The 17,986-nt window shown below is 45.0% G+C and carries 3 protein-coding genes; all 3 read left to right on the top strand.

The annotated features are described in order from the left end of the window. Position 1: 1 nt before the first annotated feature. Genes HGO23_RS11565 through HGO23_RS11555 form a run of 3 tightly spaced genes read left to right on the top strand, consistent with a single transcriptional unit; the run spans position 2 to position 17,974 of the window. Positions 2-1,846, top strand: a complete 1,845-nt coding sequence (locus HGO23_RS11565) for a phosphopantetheine-binding protein (RefSeq protein WP_209026712.1) — start codon at positions 2-4, stop codon at positions 1,844-1,846. A gap of 22 nt (positions 1,847-1,868) precedes the next feature. Beyond that, positions 1,869-10,820, top strand: a complete 8,952-nt coding sequence (locus tag HGO23_RS11560) for a beta-ketoacyl synthase N-terminal-like domain-containing protein (protein ID WP_209026711.1) — start codon at positions 1,869-1,871, stop codon at positions 10,818-10,820. A gap of 23 nt (positions 10,821-10,843) precedes the next feature. Then, entirely contained in the window at positions 10,844-17,974 is a 7,131-nt protein-coding gene (locus tag HGO23_RS11555; RefSeq protein ID WP_209026710.1) for a non-ribosomal peptide synthetase, read from the top strand. Positions 17,975-17,986: the final 12 nt, after the last annotated feature.

Raw genomic sequence — 17,986 nt, 5'->3', positions numbered from 1 at the left:
CATGAGTCATCACTGCCAATGGTTTGGTCACCACACGCGAATTAAGTCCGTTATTCAGGATAACGTCACAAAATACGGTATTGAAAAAGGGAGTACAGAGATGAGTGAAATGAATGAAAAAAATATGTTATTGCAGTCACTGAAAACAATAGCAAAAGCAGTATTGCAACAGAGCGGTGATATTAGCACTGAGGTACATATTCAGGATCTGGGATTTGATTCTAAATCGCTGGTCATCTTTACGGATGAGATTTCCGGTATTCTGGATGAAGAGATACATCCCGGTGTGTTGTTTGAATTCACAACGCTGGATAAATTTGCTGATTACCTGATGACCTACCAGACATCAGCAGTCAAGCGATTACTGACTGTCTCGTCCCCACTCACATTCACCGAAAACGCTTATACGGCGGGAATGAGCCGAGATATCAAACAACATCTTCCGGTGATTATCGGTGGTGGCATTGCCGGTATGCTCATCAGCCATCAGCTTATTCAGGATAAGATCCCTCATATCATCATCGGTAAGCCAGAAATCGGTGATATGCCAAAACTGGGTGAATCGATGACTGAAGTGGTGAGTATTGAATTTGCCCGGCGTTTTAAAAATATGTCCCGTCATTTCTACCCCAAAGAGTTCACACCATTTTTTATGGGAGAATTAGTTGCCGGGCTGCGGTTTCACTTTTTCGAATCGCTGGCTTCGCTTTTCATGGAAGAAGATATTCCTAAGCATTTTATTCATATCGACAGGCTTGGATTTGATAAAGCACTTTACGATAAAGTTATTGCGGCTCCCGAGTGTATCTGGATTGAAGCGTTAGTCGAACATGTTGAATATGCTGAGGACAGTGACAGGGTTTCATTACTTCAACTGTCAAACGGACAGATTATCCAACCTTCTTATGTGTGGGATTGTACCAACCACATCCGTTTATTAGGACGCAAAATCGGGCTGCCTTATACCGAGCTCGATAGTCGTCGTGAAGTAATTTTTACCCATTATTATCAAAGAGCGGGCAGCAAGCTTTGTGACTCAAATGAACTTCCCTGGATCCACGCGACATCCTTGCTGAGTGCAGATGAAGAATTTGATCAGCTAAAAGGGGTTTCCTGGCTGATACCGATGGGCAGTTATGTCTCCGTTGGTATTAGTATGTTGCCTGAAGATATTAGAGATCGCACGGCGGAAGAAATTATTGCCTTACTGACAAAAGCCTACCAGAGACGGGGATTAGACTACTCAACACATTTCACATGCCGCCGGGAAGTCGTCAGTCTCCCGACACAACACTTCATGTATGAACGATTTACCGGCAAGAACTGGGCGTTGGTTGGAGGAAGTGGAACCAGTACATGGTTCACCTCTGGCTCAAATTTAAGTATCGCGACCTTTATGTCCTCTATCGCATCAAAAATTATTCAATCACCGGAAATCTATGGTGAATATTACTCTACCCACGTAAGTGGTTTTGCGAAAACTCAGACGATTTATGACACCTTCATGGAATCAAATATTGGCGCCGTGGACGCGCTTAAATTTTTAAGTGGTGTTGTTGAACAGGCAAGAAATCGTATCACTTCTTTCTTTTTGCTTGATGAGATAGATGGAAAAACCAGCGGAAAAGTGGCACGTGAGCTGTGGCAGGAGAATATCACCGTTGACAAGGAGTATCTCGATTTTCTTAGACAAATAGCAACCCATGCCCGTCCCGAAGAGCGCCAACAGCAGACCAATTTAATCTTTCAGAAACTCATGCAGTTGAAGTTAATAGAACAGCAGGTACGACTGCCTTACTTAAAAGACAGCAAAGTAAGACAGGAAAAACCTCAATTATTCATATGATTATGTAATGGATGGCATTTCTATGACCGATAAAACGACTTGGCTACTGCAACATCCGTACACGGAGTTTGTTCTGGGGTTAAAAGCGGCATGGGAAGGAGAATTATCTTCTGACGCTTTTAATCATCTTTTTGCTCAAACCTGTGTTTGCCATATGCAGGGTAATGAGTTGAATAGCGCTCAGGCGTTTCAGGAATTTATTCAGTCTGTCAGGCTGAACATTACCAATTTAAAACTGATCCCGGAAAGCATTATTGTCCAGAATCATACTCTACATCTATTTCATCGTTGGAAAGCGGATCGCTGGCATGATGATGTTATTGCTGGTGGTGAATACTCTAACTTTTGTCAGATCGCAATGCGTATTAGTGACGGCAAGATCGTTGAGTTATGGCAACAAGCTCAGAACTTTCTTTTTCTGCTAGGCCCCCCGCTTTCTGAAGAACGTCTCTCTTACCCGGCCTGGCAACACCGTTTGCTGGTTAAAGAAAATGGGTTTTTGCATACAGCCTGTGATGAACAGTCCATACGAATGAATGAACGGGCTAAACAGCTTGTTGATGTTGTCTTTGGTCATGGTGCGTTACGTCAAATTGACAGCCTGCTACACCCGGCGCTGACATTTTATAACGGCGATATCACAGGTCATGGAATTGCTGAATGGAAAAGTTTTATTTACGCATTGCGGACGGCGATAGGGAAGGAGGGAGTAACGCTATTTGATGAGTTATTTATTCGCGACAGAAACACTTTAACTTTATTTGTCCGAATGGAGTTAATACAAGCGTCTCCCTTTGTTTTGTCCAGCCTGAATGGCATGTTTTGTGTGTTGAAGCTTGAGATGGACGATCGATATATTACGAAAATCCAAACTTATCCTGAGAACTATCTGTTTTTCCTGGGGCTTGATTTTCCTCAGCATGAAACACGTCTCAAGCAACTTTTTCGGGGGCAAAGACTGCCATTAGAGACAAAATCCCGGCTGAAAAATGACGCAGAGGTAAAGATCCCGTCGTCACCCAAATCTGTTCAGAATGAGCAAGTGGCAGTTGTTGGCATAGCAGGGCGTTTTCCGCAGGCGGATTCTGTAGCTCAGTTCTGGAACAACCTGCTTGAAGGGAAGTCGGGCTTCTCTGCATTTCCTGAGGATCGCCCCTGGTTATCTGCCGGAACGATCATTCGTTTTGCTGGTTTCATGAATGATATTTTCCGGTTTGATGAACAGTACTTCCAGATCCCACCCACAGTCGCGCAGTACATGGATCCTCAGCATCGTTTGCTGCTTGAGACCATTATTCAAAGCATTGAAGACAGCGGTCATGCAAACCAGGATGTGAGCGGTGATCGTACAGCGCTTTTTGTTTCAGCGCTGTCTAATGACTATGAAAAATTGTTGAGAGACAAAGATGTAGAGGAAAATTTCTATTATTGGGCCGGTAATGAACCGGCCATGTCATCGGGCCGGATCGCCCGATTTCTTGATATTCAAGGTTCCACCCAATTTATTAATACCGAATGTACCGGGGGCATCACTGCATTGCTTGGGGCGTGTGATTTGATTCGTTCAGGGCAGGCAGATCAAGCCATTGTTAGTGCAACCAGTCTTTTCCTGCATCCTTATGGTTTTATTGCGCGTGAAGATGGGATTTTGTCGCCGGCGGCAGCGCCTGAGCTATTTAGTAAGCGAAGCAAAGGGCAACTCAGGGGAGAGGCGGTTGTCTCTGTGGTACTTAAGTCGTTGCCAAAAGCGCAACAAGATGGTGATGATATCTATGCCATTATTGCCGGAGGCGCGGCAAATAATAGCGGAAGGACATTCTCCCTTATTTCTGCCAATGTTGAACAGCAGGCTAAAACCATCAGGAAAGCCTGGCAGAATGCGGGGGTATCGGCAGATGATTTCTCCGTTATTGAGTGTAATGCATCCGGCGTCAGAGCAGGAGATTTCACCGAAATTACCGCCTTAAAGAAAGTTTTCCTACCCGATCATCACATCGATTTATCTACCGTAAAAGGTGCCATTGGGCACACTGAGGCTGTTTCCGGGCTGGTGGCACTGGTGAAGGTTTTACTGCAATTGCGTCATCAGACCATTATCGGGATTCAGGGACTCAGTGAGATCGATGACAGTTTGGCGATAGAGAGATCCGGACTCTATCTGAATCATCAAAATAAAAAATGGGGATCTACTACGCGGGAAGGGGACACGTTACCCAGAATTGCCGGCATTAATTCATTTGCCGGAGGTGGGTATAACACCCATGTCGTTGTTAAAGAGTTTATCGGACAAAAACATACCCACGCTAAGCAAGCAACGCTGGTATTCATACCGCTATCATCACATTCGGAAGCATCGTTACGTGATCATATCGTTCAGATAAAACGATATTTACAGGAACAAGATTTACAGAAACAACATGTTGATTTAGCGCGTTTGGCATTCACCTTGCAGTCCCGTGAAGCGCGTCAATATCGGGTAATATTGGGCGCATCCCATTTATCTGAACTGATATCACAGCTAGATAGCGTACTGAATGGCGATATTTTTATTCAAAATGTCGGCGAACCTCGGCAGGAAGAGGCGTTAAGATCGGTTTTACAGACGCAACAATCACTCTCTTCCTCTCTGGCAGATGAGATGATCCCTGAATTGCTGTTGCGTTGGTTACGAGGTGAGAAACCAGACTGGTCACATTTATGGGGAAATACATTTCCGTGCCGCCTGTCAGGTTTGCCCGTCCGGGCATTTTTAGGTGACATCCATTACCCGCCATTTTCCACTGGTGGATCGACTACACCATTGAATACGCCATTGAATGATGAACAGAAAACCTGCCTGTTCCGTGTCAACGCAACCGAGCCTTACTTGTGTGAACATGTGGTTAATGGGCAAATGGTTCTTCCGGGTGTGGTCCATCTTGAGTTTGTACGGCATACAGCAATGTTATTGCGGTCAGACAGTGCAGAAAATGCGGGTATTCCATCGGTCACAAATCTATCGGCAACAAATCAGTTAAGTTTACGCAACGTGGGTTGGGCGAAGCCAGTCATCATGGCAGAAACCGAACAAACATTGGCTCTGACGGTGAATATTAAACCAGAGACTTCATTTGAAGAAGAAAGCGTTTTTAGTTTTGGTGTTGCTTTAGGAACCGCAAAGCATGAAGAAGCCGATGGCTGGTATTCTGATCCTTTTACTGTCGGGAGTATTGTTTTTTCACCATTACAACACAGGCCTTCTCTGGACATTGAGCAGTATCAACAATACTGCCAGGAACGTCGATTAACCACCGCACAATGTTACGGCGTACTTTCACTGCTTGGTATTCAGATTGGCGCGCAGCATCAAGCTATTCAGGAAGTCACAATAGGGAAAACCCCTAACGGGGACACCGCTGTGCTCGCGAAGCTGGCATTTATAGCTGATAACGCTCCTGTCTATGAGTTTGCCCATCAATCAATGCCGTTTAAATCAATACCGTTCACGCTCTGTCCTGCCATTATGGATGGTGCGCTACAGGCTGCCTGTCTGGGATTACTGACAACAGAAGATCTCAAACAGGGGGTAGTCACACCGATCCCTTTTGCCGTTGATGAAATCAGCGTTATTCGGCCGGTTAAAGATGAAGCATGGGCGTGGGTGACAGGTTCCGCATCGTCTGTATCACAATCACCTATCAGGAAGATGGATATCGTCATCTGTGACAACAATGGTGCCGTCTGTGTTGCGATAAAGGGATTTTCAACGCGAGAACGGGTACGGGAACAACGGGTATCTGTAGGATCTCATGCTGTGTTGCAGACAGAAGATCATCAGCCACCCGAGCAAAATCAGCCTGTACCAGAGACCATAATCGGACAACTAAAAGCGATTATAGGTAAGGAGTTAGGCATAGCATCAACACAGTTGCGTACTTCTGAACCTTTGGACAAATACGGTATTGATTCGGCGATCGCAGTACAACTGGTTGCGGTATTGGAAAAAACATTTGGTTCGCTGCCTAAAACGTTATTTTATGAATATAAGTGTATTGCCGATATTGCTCACTATCTGGCACAAACTGTGACTCATCATGCAGATAACTCCCTTCTTCCCGTGGAGAAGGAGCCTGAATGTTGCAAACCCTCTGTCAACCAGCGACAGAATACCGCTGATAATCGGTTGAACATTGCCATTATCGGGATAAGTGCAAAATATTCGCAGTCAGAGAACATCGCCCAGATTTGGGACAACCTTAAACAAGGTAAGCGCTGTATTAGCGAGATCCCCGAGGATCGCTGGGATTGGCGGCATTATTATCACGAAAACAAGCAAAATACGCATACTGGTAGTCACTTTAGCAAATGGGGCGGCTTTCTGGACAGTGTTGATGAATTTGATTTTGCTTTTTTCGACATTTCTGAAAACGAAGCCGCCGCAATGGATCCTCAGGAGCGATTATTCTTGCAGGAAGCGTGGAAAGCGATTGAAGATGCAGGTTATACACCTGAGACGCTTGCTGCTGACGGGAAGAGAGAAAAGGATGGAATAAAAGCGGTCGGCGTTTATGTGGGTTCCATGTACAGTGAGTATCAACTGCATGACGTGACATCTGATGAACTGGAGCAACCGGTTGGATTAGTTGGTAGTCAGGCCAGTATCGCTAACCGGTTTTCTTATTTTATGGATTTCCACGGGCCAAGCATTACCCTGGATGCCATGTGTACGTCTTCCATGGTCGCGATTCAACTCGCATGTCAGGATCTGAAACAAGGACGCATCAACGCTGCTGTCGTCGGCGGTGTGAATCTGACTCTTCATCCCAATAAATATTTAACCCTTAGCCGCCGGAAAATGCTGTCTTCAGCGCCTGAACTTAACAGTTTTGGTGAAGGTGGCAATGGTTATATACCGGGAGAAGGGATTGGTGTCTTGGTATTAAAACGGTTAGAGGATGCATTAAATGAAGGTGCGCATATTTATGGTGTGATCCAAGGCTGTGCGGTTAATCAAAATGGAAGATCGAACGGATTTGGTGCTCCGGAGCCGAAAGCACAGCAGGTGGTGATTGAACAGGCCATGACAGAAGCAGGGGTCAACGCGGATGAAATCAGTTATGTCGAAGCACACAGTACAGGGACTCGGTATGGCGATTTGATTGAAGTCGGCGCATTAACAAAAGCCTTTCAGAAGCGCTCAGGTAACCGTCACTTTGCGTGCTTGATTGGTTCGGGAAAGCCGAATTTCGGTCATTGTGAAGCGGCGTCAGGTGTGGGTAGTGTCATTAAAGTCTTGCTCCAGATGCAACATAAAGCGATTGCACCAACACTTTATGGTGAACGGCTCAATCCCGACATCATTTTTGAGCAGACACCTTTCTCAATTAATTCAGCTTTAATGGAATGGAGACAAGACAACGGGGAAGGTATGAACATGCCAAGAATCGCTGGCATCTCTTGTTTTGGTGCTGGTGGAACAAATGCACATCTTATTCTGCAAGAGAACGAACGGCCCGAACAGCCGGAAACCGAGATAAACCTCCCCTGTGTCATTCTTCTTTCGGCAAAAACCGTTAACGCATTGCAAGAACGCGTGAAACAGCTATATGCATTTTTATCGTTGTATCAATCTGAGAGCAGCGGTAATGGAACTGAGCTTGTGCTGGCGCGTTTGGCGTTTACCTTACAGGTCGGCAGGGAAAGTATGCCGGTTCGTACAGGTTTTCTTGTTCAAAGTCTGGATGATTTATGCCAGCAGCTTAAACGGTGTGAGTGCAGCAGTGAAAACATCATTGCCCCCGGTAATGCCGATCAGTTTGAAAAAGGTGTGTGGCAAGAGAAAATTAATGGTTGGCTAGCGGAAAATAACCAGCGTGAGTTACTTAGTGCTTGGATTAAAGGAGCAAATATTGAATGGCGCCGGCTATATCGGAATAGACTACCCGGACGTATCAGCCTGCCAGTTTACTCATTTGAGCGTTGTAAAATCGAATTAAAGGCAGTTGAAACAGCATTATCATTGCCAACCAGCACGCATGACGTCCATTTATCCGCTGATAACGGATTCGCTTTTCTTTCCGATCGGACGATGGCGTTGCGGGAAAAGGCCGAACGATTCGTCGTCAGGACACTGGAAAATATTATCGGTCATGAAATCCCGTCGGTGAACACACCCTTTTCAACATTGCATCTGACATCGCTGCATATCGTCCGTTTTCTGGATTTTTGGCAGGTTGTTTTCGGTGTATCCCTCCAATTTACGATTTTTTATGAACAACGAAATGTGAGAGCGCTGGTCGATGATTTGCTTACCGGTAAGCGGCTTACAGAAGAACAAATTGCAGCAGCGGCAGCGTTTTTGCTCCCTTCAGCAGAAGAAAACTCCGCGCAAGCCTTCCCGCTTTCTGAATTGCAAGAGTCATTTGTGATTGGACGGGCACTATCCACCTATGGTCAACGTGTTGGTAGCACACTTTATTTTGAACTTCATATCGCACGATCAATATCACTTAAACAAATCGAATCGGCCTGGAACCATTTAGTTGATCATCATGAATCCCTGCATACGGTTGTTAACCACGATTTTCAACAACAGGTACTGGAAGATTATGCCTATCATTCTTTGCCTGTCATTGACTTAACGGAATATTCAGATTCAGAAAAAGCCGATTATCTGACAAACAGCCGGGCGGCACTGAATTGTAAAGTATTTGACTTAGCTCGTTGGCCCTACTTCGAAATCAGGGCATTTATAGTGGATACTGAACATACCGTTGTGCAGATTGCACTGGATGAGGTGATCACTGACGCGGCCAGTGTCTTTTTGCTGATAGAACAGTGGCATCATCTGTCAGAAGATCCTGAATATGAATTGCCAGCAACCTATTCTTTGAGGAAATACCTCACCTTAGTTGAACAGATTCGCACAGGCGAGCACTTTCAGCACAGCATGCAGTATTGGATTGATAAATTGGATGATATATCGCCGGGGCCTGAGCTGAAATATCATCTTGCTCAATATCCTGTGCAGCAAACCGTTCATTGTTTAAGTGCCGAACTGGATCACGAATTATGGTCGGCAATAAAGACACAGGCCGATATGTGGTCCTGTTCAACAGGAGCTGTATTGCTGAGTGTATTTTGTGAAGTGCTTCATCAGTTTACCGAACAACCGCGTTTTAGCCTCAATCTGACTAACTTCAATCGGTTGGCCATCAATCAGCAGATAAACGGATTGGTTGGATTGCTGGCCAATAGCAATATTTTTGTCTCGGAATGGCAGCCTGAACACACTTTTCAGTCGCGGGTCATGGCTTGCCAGCAACAGCTAGACAGAGATGCTAATCATAGCTTTGTTGGCGCGGTCAATGTACTCAGGAAATTACGCCAGAATCCGGCTAAACGTGCAGACATACGCTTGCCGGTGGTTTTCACTAATTTAATCTCTTCTGCATTTCAACAACCTGATCCTGCGGGTGGTTGGTCTATTCAACATATGATGAATACGACGCCTCAGGTCGCGCTGGATCATCATGTCTTTGAGGTTAACGGACGGTTGGTCTACCGTTGGTATGTCGCGCATGCGTTACTGGAACAAGGTTCTGTCATTACCTTGTTTGACGCTTATCGTCAAAAACTGATTGCCCGGGCACGATCTGTTTCAGAGAAAGCACATAACAACTCTTTTCCTATGCTTGGCATTCAAAAAGCCTTATATGCGGGGCAAATGATGCCCGTGAAACGGGGGGGCAAAGTTTGTTGCTGCCATCTTGAGTTTGATATTGATGTGCTCGATATACCTCGGTTAGCCAGAGCCTGGAATGACGTTGTTGCTTATCACCCGGTGCTTAGAACACGTTATCTGACTTCGTTGCATCAGGGCGTGTTAGATAAGGTGCCTGATTATACTATTCTGACCGAAAGTGTGATCGGGACAGAGGATACATTTCATCAGCGATGCAATGAAATACGCAATGAAATGTTGTTGACGCATTATTCAGCGGGTGAATACCCAGGGTATCGCATTCGGGTGTGTACGCTTGGAGGGCAGAAAAATCGCCTGTTTGTCAATTTTGATTTTGTTTTGATTGATGGAAAAAGTATTTTTCTGATCCTTAACCAATTGTTTAACAAATATAAATCAGAGGTATATAGATTACCGGTACAGAACATCACATTTCAGGATGTTGTCCTTCATTATAAGCATCAGCAAAGTGCTTTAGCCTGTTCAACGGCGAGGGATTATTGGCATGATAAATTCTCCCGGATGAGGCAGGGGCTTAATGGATTAACGCCAGTAGCACAGCAACAAGCGTCACTTCCCGCACAATTTACCCAGGTATTGCCTTACTACCGACAGATACAGGCGCTGGCTGAAAAGCTTGGTGTTTCTGTTGATAGTATCCTGCTGGCAGCTTTCGGTTTAACAGTTTTAAATTGGCATAGGTTAAAAACGGGGGAACATGAACCTATTACCATCGCCGTCGTTTCCTGGGACAGATATGCTGAACTGCTCGAAACCACTACAGGCGTATTTACTCGTCTCAGTTGGGTAAGTTTTTCTGATGTTGATACAGACCAAACATCAGAACGGCTCATTCTCCGGGTTCAGGCGCAGCTTGATAAAGATCGACACTATAGCTCCGTTGATGAACTGGAAGTGGCAGCGCATTATCCCAATTTACATTTCCCCATTGTTTACACCTGCTTGTTAGCTTACGGCACGAATTTTCCTGAACCAATATATAGCGTCTCTCAAACACCGGGTGTTGTCTTGGATAATATTTCTACTGTACTCAATTCATCCTATCTTCGGCTCCAGTGGGACATGCTGGAGTCCGGCCGGAACGAATTTTCGACCGTATTCCAACAATATTGTTCCTGTCTCAAAAAATGGCTTTTTACAGATGAAATGCTCAATTTTGGGCATCAAGAGAAAGGTATTGCTGACTATTATGTGCGGGACTCTGCAACAGTGGACGGAATGCCATCATGATGAGGAGAAACAGGGGAACATCTATGGGCGGAAAATGTAATATTAGCCATATCAATGAATTAATTAATATATTAATGATTGAGCACTCAGTTGATTTCAGTAATGATCTGTTTGATCAGGGAATGACATCGAAATCAATCATGCTGTTGCTGATCCGTATTCGGGAACGTTTTGACGTTGATATTGACCTTGATGAGTTTTTGCATACTCCCACAATGGCGCGCCTGAGTTATTTGATTACCAGGCAGATTGAGAACAATAAGCAGGATGCTGGAGAGCCTGTCATAGCAGGCAGTCAACATTCAGAGACCTTACAACAGTTTGGGAAAAACCCCGTTCTTCCGGTGGGTAATGAACTGTCTGTATTGTCATCATTATCAGAAAAACAGGCATTTAAAGAAAAACAGCTCAATATCCGCCATTTGAACAGCAATTATGACACTGTTCGGGCCAAGACTCTCTCGCCAGAGCAATTTCAGCATCAATATAACGTTCGCCGCACTTTCAGGTCATTTGATGATGCACCAATGCAAAAAGAGAGTGTACTGGGGTGGCTGAGTGCACTCAACGCTATGCTTATTGATGGCAGTCATCGATATCTCTATCCATCGGCTGGCGGAACCTACAGTGTCCAGATTTATGTCGAGATAAAACCTGGCAGAGTCGGGGGATTTTCAACCGGGTTTTATTACTATAATCCGGTTGAACACAAGCTGGATAAAATTTCATCGGATGAGTTGCCGCACAATAGTCATTTTTACTATAACCGCACCTATTATGACAATGCGCACTGCTGCTTATATTTTGTGGTTGAATACGATGGTATTAGCCCTCTGTATAAAGAGAAAAGTGATTTTTTTGCTGCAATTGAAATCGGTGCGATAGTCCAACTGCTTTCACAACAACAAGCGTACTACCCTATTGGCTCCTGCCCGTTATCTGGCGTTGATGAACCCTCTTTAGCTGACGTACTGAAGCTCAAGGAGAGCCAGCGAACACTTTTAGGTATGGCTTTTGGGCTGGTGGAGAAAGCACAGCTCTGGGAGCATGAGAACAGCAGCATTGAGACGCAGGGGCAGGATATTGCAATTATTGGCGTACAGGGGAAATACCCTGGTGCACCAGACGTTGAAACATTCTGGAATAACCTCAAAGAGCAGAAATGTTGTTTCTCCCAAGTCCCTGATAGCCGTTGGGGAAGAAAGGAACTTTTTGAACATTGGGGGGGATTTGTTAATTCGATTACGGATTTTAATTCTGACTTTTTTGCCATTTCAGCAACCGAACTGGAACGAGTGTCTGCTCAGGAAGCCTGCTTTTTAACCGGTGTTTACGAGCTATTAGACTGTGCAGGATACAACGGCGAAAATTTGCAGAGTCTGGGGCAGCGTGTTGGCGTCTTCACAGGTGTGATGTGGAATGATCCTGCTTGCTCAGCAGAAGGAATTGAGACATCTGCGGAGTCAGCCAGCCGTTCTACCTTCTCATCAATCGCGAACAGGGTATCCTGGTTTTTCAACTGGACGGGGCCAAGTATTGCCGTAGATACAAGTTGTTCATCTTCATTAACGTCGATCTATCTTGCATGTCAGGCGATTGCGCAGGGTGACTGCGATGTGGCTGTTGCAGGTGGAATAAATCTTTTTGCGCACGCCTCCCACTTTACTAACCTCAAACGATTTAACATGATTTCTGAACGTACAGATGCACAGGTGTTTGGAGAAGAAGCGGCTGGAATTATTCCGGGAGAGGGAGTTGGCGTTGTGCTGTTAAAGCCGCTTTCTCAGGCAGAAGCAGACAACGATCATATTTGGGGAGTGATAAAAGGAGGCAGTATTGCCCATAGCGGTAAAGCATCGGGCTATGGTGTCCCTTCAATGAAACAGCAGAGTGAACTACTCAAAAGCACACTACAGAAAACAGGCTATGATGTAGACGCTGTAGATTATATCGAAGCCGCTGCCGCAGGTGCTGTATTCGGTGATGCGTCAGAAATTCTCGCAATACAGACTGCCTTTGCTGAACGTCATTCTCCTCTGTTTGTCGGCACACTGAAACCAAATATTGGGCATCTTGAGTCCGCCTCAGGTATATCACAGTTAACGAAAGTTCTGTTGCAAATGAAGCACGGGTGTTTATTACCCGTCATGCCATATAACACCATTAATCCGTTGATAAAACTGGATGGCAGTCCGATAAATATTGTGGCTGAACAGCGTCAATGGCAGGGAACCCGGCAACATCCTAAACTGGCTATGGTGAATAGCTTTGGCAGCACTGGCTCATATGCCAATCTGTTGCTGCAAAGCTATCATCCGTCAGCGCAATGTTTGCAGGAGCGAGCGAATATTAGCCTGCCGGAATTGTTTGTTTTGTCAGCGAAATCATCGGACTGTCTGCGACGTTATGCAGAACGTTGGGCGCATTTTCTTGAATCGGAATTGAAAAATAACGGGGAAGAAAATAACAGGAAAATAATGCTGCAACAGATATTTGCAGTAACCCAGTCAGGACGGGAACATTTTAATCAGCGCTTAGCCATTCCCGCCAGCTCATTATCCGAGCTTCTGACAAAGCTGAAACAATGGATTGCAGAAGGTTCTGGAATCGGTATTTATCAAAGTAATGTTTCTTGCATTGGAGCAGACGGGCGAGATCGCTTGGTATTCAGTGTGGAGCAGAATCATGAGATTGCAGAAGCCTGGGTCAATGGTCAATGGCAGAACTGGCGGCATTTTTACAGGAACGAGCCGCTTCCCAAAATGCCACTGCCGATTTATCCGCTTTATGAAACTCATAACACAATGGCGGAGGCGGGCGGTATTTCACCATTACAAACAGCAGGAGAAAAATCGCTCAGTATAAAAGAGCTCCTGCTTTCCCTGATTGCCCGCATATTGCAACAACCTTTAGCGCAAATTGATAGCAGTATGAGCCTGTTTGCTTTGGGGATGTCATCATCTCAGGCAGTAAAATTGGTACGGATGGTGGAGCAATATACGGGGATGAGTCTTCCGATCGCGATTTTGCTGGAGAAAAACTCAGTGGCTGAGCTGTCGGATTATCTGATGGAACAATATGGCGAAATAAAAGTGAATGCCAGCGCGACATCTGGACATCAGGAGCAGATTCAGACTGTACAAGCTCAGGCTGTAAATACAAATGGTTCTGTCAAACAGGCGAGAAGACCTGAAACCTATCCGCTATCAGAAGGCCAAAAAGGGTTATGGGTTCTCCATAAACACGCGCCCCAAAATAGCGCTTACAACTGTCCGGTGTGTTTCCGGGTGAATGGCCTGATAGATTTACAGTTATTTCAACAAGCGTTGGATTTACTGGTCAGGCGCTATCCCATACTGTCAACAACGGTTTTCGAAGAGGAAGGGAGTCCTTATTTATTCAATAACCCCCAAATATTCAATAATCCCCAAAGTGCGTTAAGGGTGAATGTTGAAACAGAGATGTCATTGACTGAGCGGGAACTTGAAACCTATCTGTCGGAGAAGATAAATCAACCTTTTGATTTCAATAGTGATGTATTGTTACGGGTCAATTTGTTGTATCTGTCTGAAACAGAGACCCTCATTTTATTGTGTGCACATCATATTATTGTGGATGCCGTTTCTGTTAATCCAATGGTCTCTGCGTTATTCAACTTTTATCACCAATTGTCGCTGAATCAGAAGCCTGTTGTTGAGACAGGCAAGGGCAGCTGGTATGACTTTGTTATGTACGAACAAGTACTTTTACAAAGTGACGAAGGAAAACGTCGGTTAGATTATTGGGTTCATACACTGGCGGGAGCACCTGTTTCAACAAAATTGCTGGCGGACAGCTCATATCTGAACGTTGAAAAATATCAAGGAGAAACATTGACACGGATGTTATCCGCACATTTTTCAGCGAAATTAAAAGTCTTCGCCAGCACGCATTCTGTTTACTTGTCATCCGTTTTTTTAAGTCTATTCCAGTTAGTTATTCACCGTTTTACCAGGCAGGACGATATTGTCATTGGTATGCCGACGGATGCCAGAACAGAAGAATATCAGCGAGAAGAGATTGGCTATTATGTTTATCCTATCCCTATTCGCAGCCAGCTATCACAGGATACATACTATCCAGAGTATCTGAGAACGTTACAACAGAAGGTACTGGATGGATTAGCTCATGCCTTACCCTTTCCTGTCGTGGTAAGAACATTAAATCTGTCTCAGAGCATGGATGATGCACCGCTGTTTCAGATGGCTTTCGTCTATCAACAAGCTATGCCGCAAAGCGAATCTCCGGCCTTAGGCAAACTCACATCGGCAGAACATTTAACGCAATATTCTCAGACCGGAGAATATGAGTTCATGTTAGAAGTCGTTGAGGCAGCGGAAACATTCACATTAAACATCAAATACAACCCTTCTTTATATCGCCAATCAACTGCGTTGAGAGTCATTGAACACTTAGAGAGGTTATTACAGGAAGTTGTTGAACAACCTGAGCGGAAGCTGATTGATTTTCCTCTGATGGATCAGAAAGAGTCTGTGCAAATCCTTGAGGAATGGAACCGTACCTCAGTCAATCTGGGAGATGCGTGCTGCGTCCATGAACTGTTTGAACAACAGGTAGCAAAAACGCCGGAAGCAGTGGCGGTGGTATTTGGAGATGTCACCCTGACGTACCAAGAACTCAATGTGAAAGCAAACCAACTGGCGTACTGTTTGCAGGAGCTTGGCGTTCAGGTGGGAACACGGGTCGCTATCTGTATGCAGCGTTCTGTGGAAATGATTGTGAGTTTATTAGGTATTTTAAAAGCAGGCGGGGCTTATGTTCCTCTTGAACCTGGTTATCCTGCTCAGCGCCTTGCTTATATCTTGAAAGATTCGGGTGTTTCCGTTGTATTAACGCAGAAGCATCATCAGTCAATTTTTACTCACTTTAATGGGAAGCTGGTGTTTTTAAATGCTCAGCGTACCGAATTGCATTCTCACAACGTTTTGCCGAATCCTGTGGGGAGCACGCCGGATAACCTGTGCTATGTATTGTATACATCAGGTTCGACAGGTACTCCCAAAGGATGCATGTTATCGCATTCCGCTATCGTCAATCGGCTTCGCTGGATGCAGGATAAATATCGGTTGAATGCAACAGATAACGTCCTGCAAAAGACGCCATATAGTTTTGATGTTTCCGTATGGGAATTTTTCTGGCCATTGATATCAGGAGCGAAACTGGTCTTTGCTATTCCTGAAGGACATAAAGATCCTGATTATCTTATCCGGCTGATTTGCGAACAGAAAATCACCACCTGCCATTTTGTTCCTTCTATGCTGAATGTGTTCATCAATACGCGTGGCAGCGATAAATGTGTTTCATTAACGCGTATTTTTACCAGCGGAGAGGCATTGCCGTATAGCGTACTGGAGCGCGTAAACCAAAAATTGCAGGTCAAACTCCATAATCTCTATGGCCCAACCGAAGCCGCCATTGATGTCAGTTATTGGGAAGCGGAAAAGCGGCAAGATAAAAAAACGTTTATAGGGAAACCTATTGCCAATACTCAACTGTATATCGTAGATGACCACATGAACCTTTTGCCGATTGGGGCGCCAGGGGAGTTATTAATTGGCGGTGCTGGTCTGGCAAAAGGGTATTTAAATTTACCGGAGCTGACTGCGAAGTGTTTCGTTTCTAATCCGTTTTCATACGATCCGGCAGAAAAAGTCTACCGCACAGGCGACCTTGCAAGGTGGTCAGCAGATGGCAACATTGAATTTTTGGGCAGGATTGACACCCAGGTCAAAGTCAGGGGATTCCGCATTGAATTAGGTGAGATTGAAGAATGTCTGAAGAGTTGTAAGGACGTTAAAGCTGGAGCAGTTCTTTTAAAGGAAGATGAATATGCTGGTAATTTTATTACCGCCTATGTGGTGTTACACCCGAATGTGGCTGTCTCTATCAAACAACTGAATGCTTTTCTGAAACAACATTTACCGGATTTTATGATTCCTGCGCAGCTAATTATCTTGGATGAGTTGCCAGTCACAAGTAACGGGAAGCTCGACAGAAAGGCACTGGCTGCATTAGAGGCGACACCAATATCCGATAAAGCGTTTGTTGCGCCATCCTCTGCTATTGAACAACAACTGGCGGATATCTGGAAAGATGTTCTCAATCTGAAACAAATTGGTATTAACGATAATTTCTTTGAAATAGGGGGGCACTCGTTAACCGCAATCACACTCTTGTCCCGCATTCAGGATGTATTTCCTGAAAATAAGCTGTCTTTAATCCCGTTTTATCAGGCACCCACGATCGCAGGAATAATTCCCTATATATCCGGCGTTGGAAGCGCAGAAGTTGAAAACGTAGCAAAGGGGCTTTTGTCATTACTGCACAGAGGTCAGGAAAAGACTCAGATAACGCTGGTCTGTGTACCTTATGCGGGGGCGGCGGCAACGGTCTATCAGCCATTGGCTCACGCGTTAGCGAAAAAGAACGCCGGCTATTCAGTCTATGGTGTCACAGTCCCCGGTAATGCATTTGGCAGCAGGCACGAAGAAGCAGACATGGACTATGACATGATTGCCGAACTGTGTGCCAGAGAGATAGTAGAGCAAATTTCAGGAAAAGTGGTCATTTATGGTCATTGTGTTGGAAGTTATTTGGCACTGGAGATTGTCCGGCGACTTGAATTAAAAGGAAAGCCCGCCGAGTTTTTAGTGACTGCGGCGGCTTTCCCATTACCACGAATTATTCGCTATCTGCCGTTCAATGATCGATGGAAACATAAAAGCGATGGCGCCTTATTACGGTTACTCAAAAAGTGGGGAATTCCCACTAATGAGGGGCTGGAGGATTCTGTTGCCCGCTTTTTAGTATCCCGTTTCAGGAAAGATGCAAGGCTGGCTTATCAATACGAGAAAAAACGGGGCGATTGGCGGATAAAAACCCCGTTGGTGAGTTTAGTGAGTAAGCAAGATCCTCTAACCAAAAAGTATGCGTCTCAGTATCTGAAATGGAAACAGTGTGCTCATGAAGTCAGTTTGATCACGTTAGAAGAGGGTCATCACTATTTCATTACAACGTATCCAGAACGGGTAGCTGATGTTATTGAGCAGTTCACACTCAGTCAATCTACTTTCGCTGATCCCAACATCCTGTAGCCACTGGTGATT

Origin of the sequence: Xenorhabdus budapestensis (assembly GCF_017743015.1) — a bacterium.
In the GTDB taxonomy this organism is placed as follows: Bacteria; Pseudomonadota; Gammaproteobacteria; order Enterobacterales; family Enterobacteriaceae; genus Xenorhabdus; species Xenorhabdus budapestensis.
The sequence above is the reverse complement of the archived record's forward strand: the minus strand, read 5'-3'. Positions and strand labels throughout refer to the sequence as shown.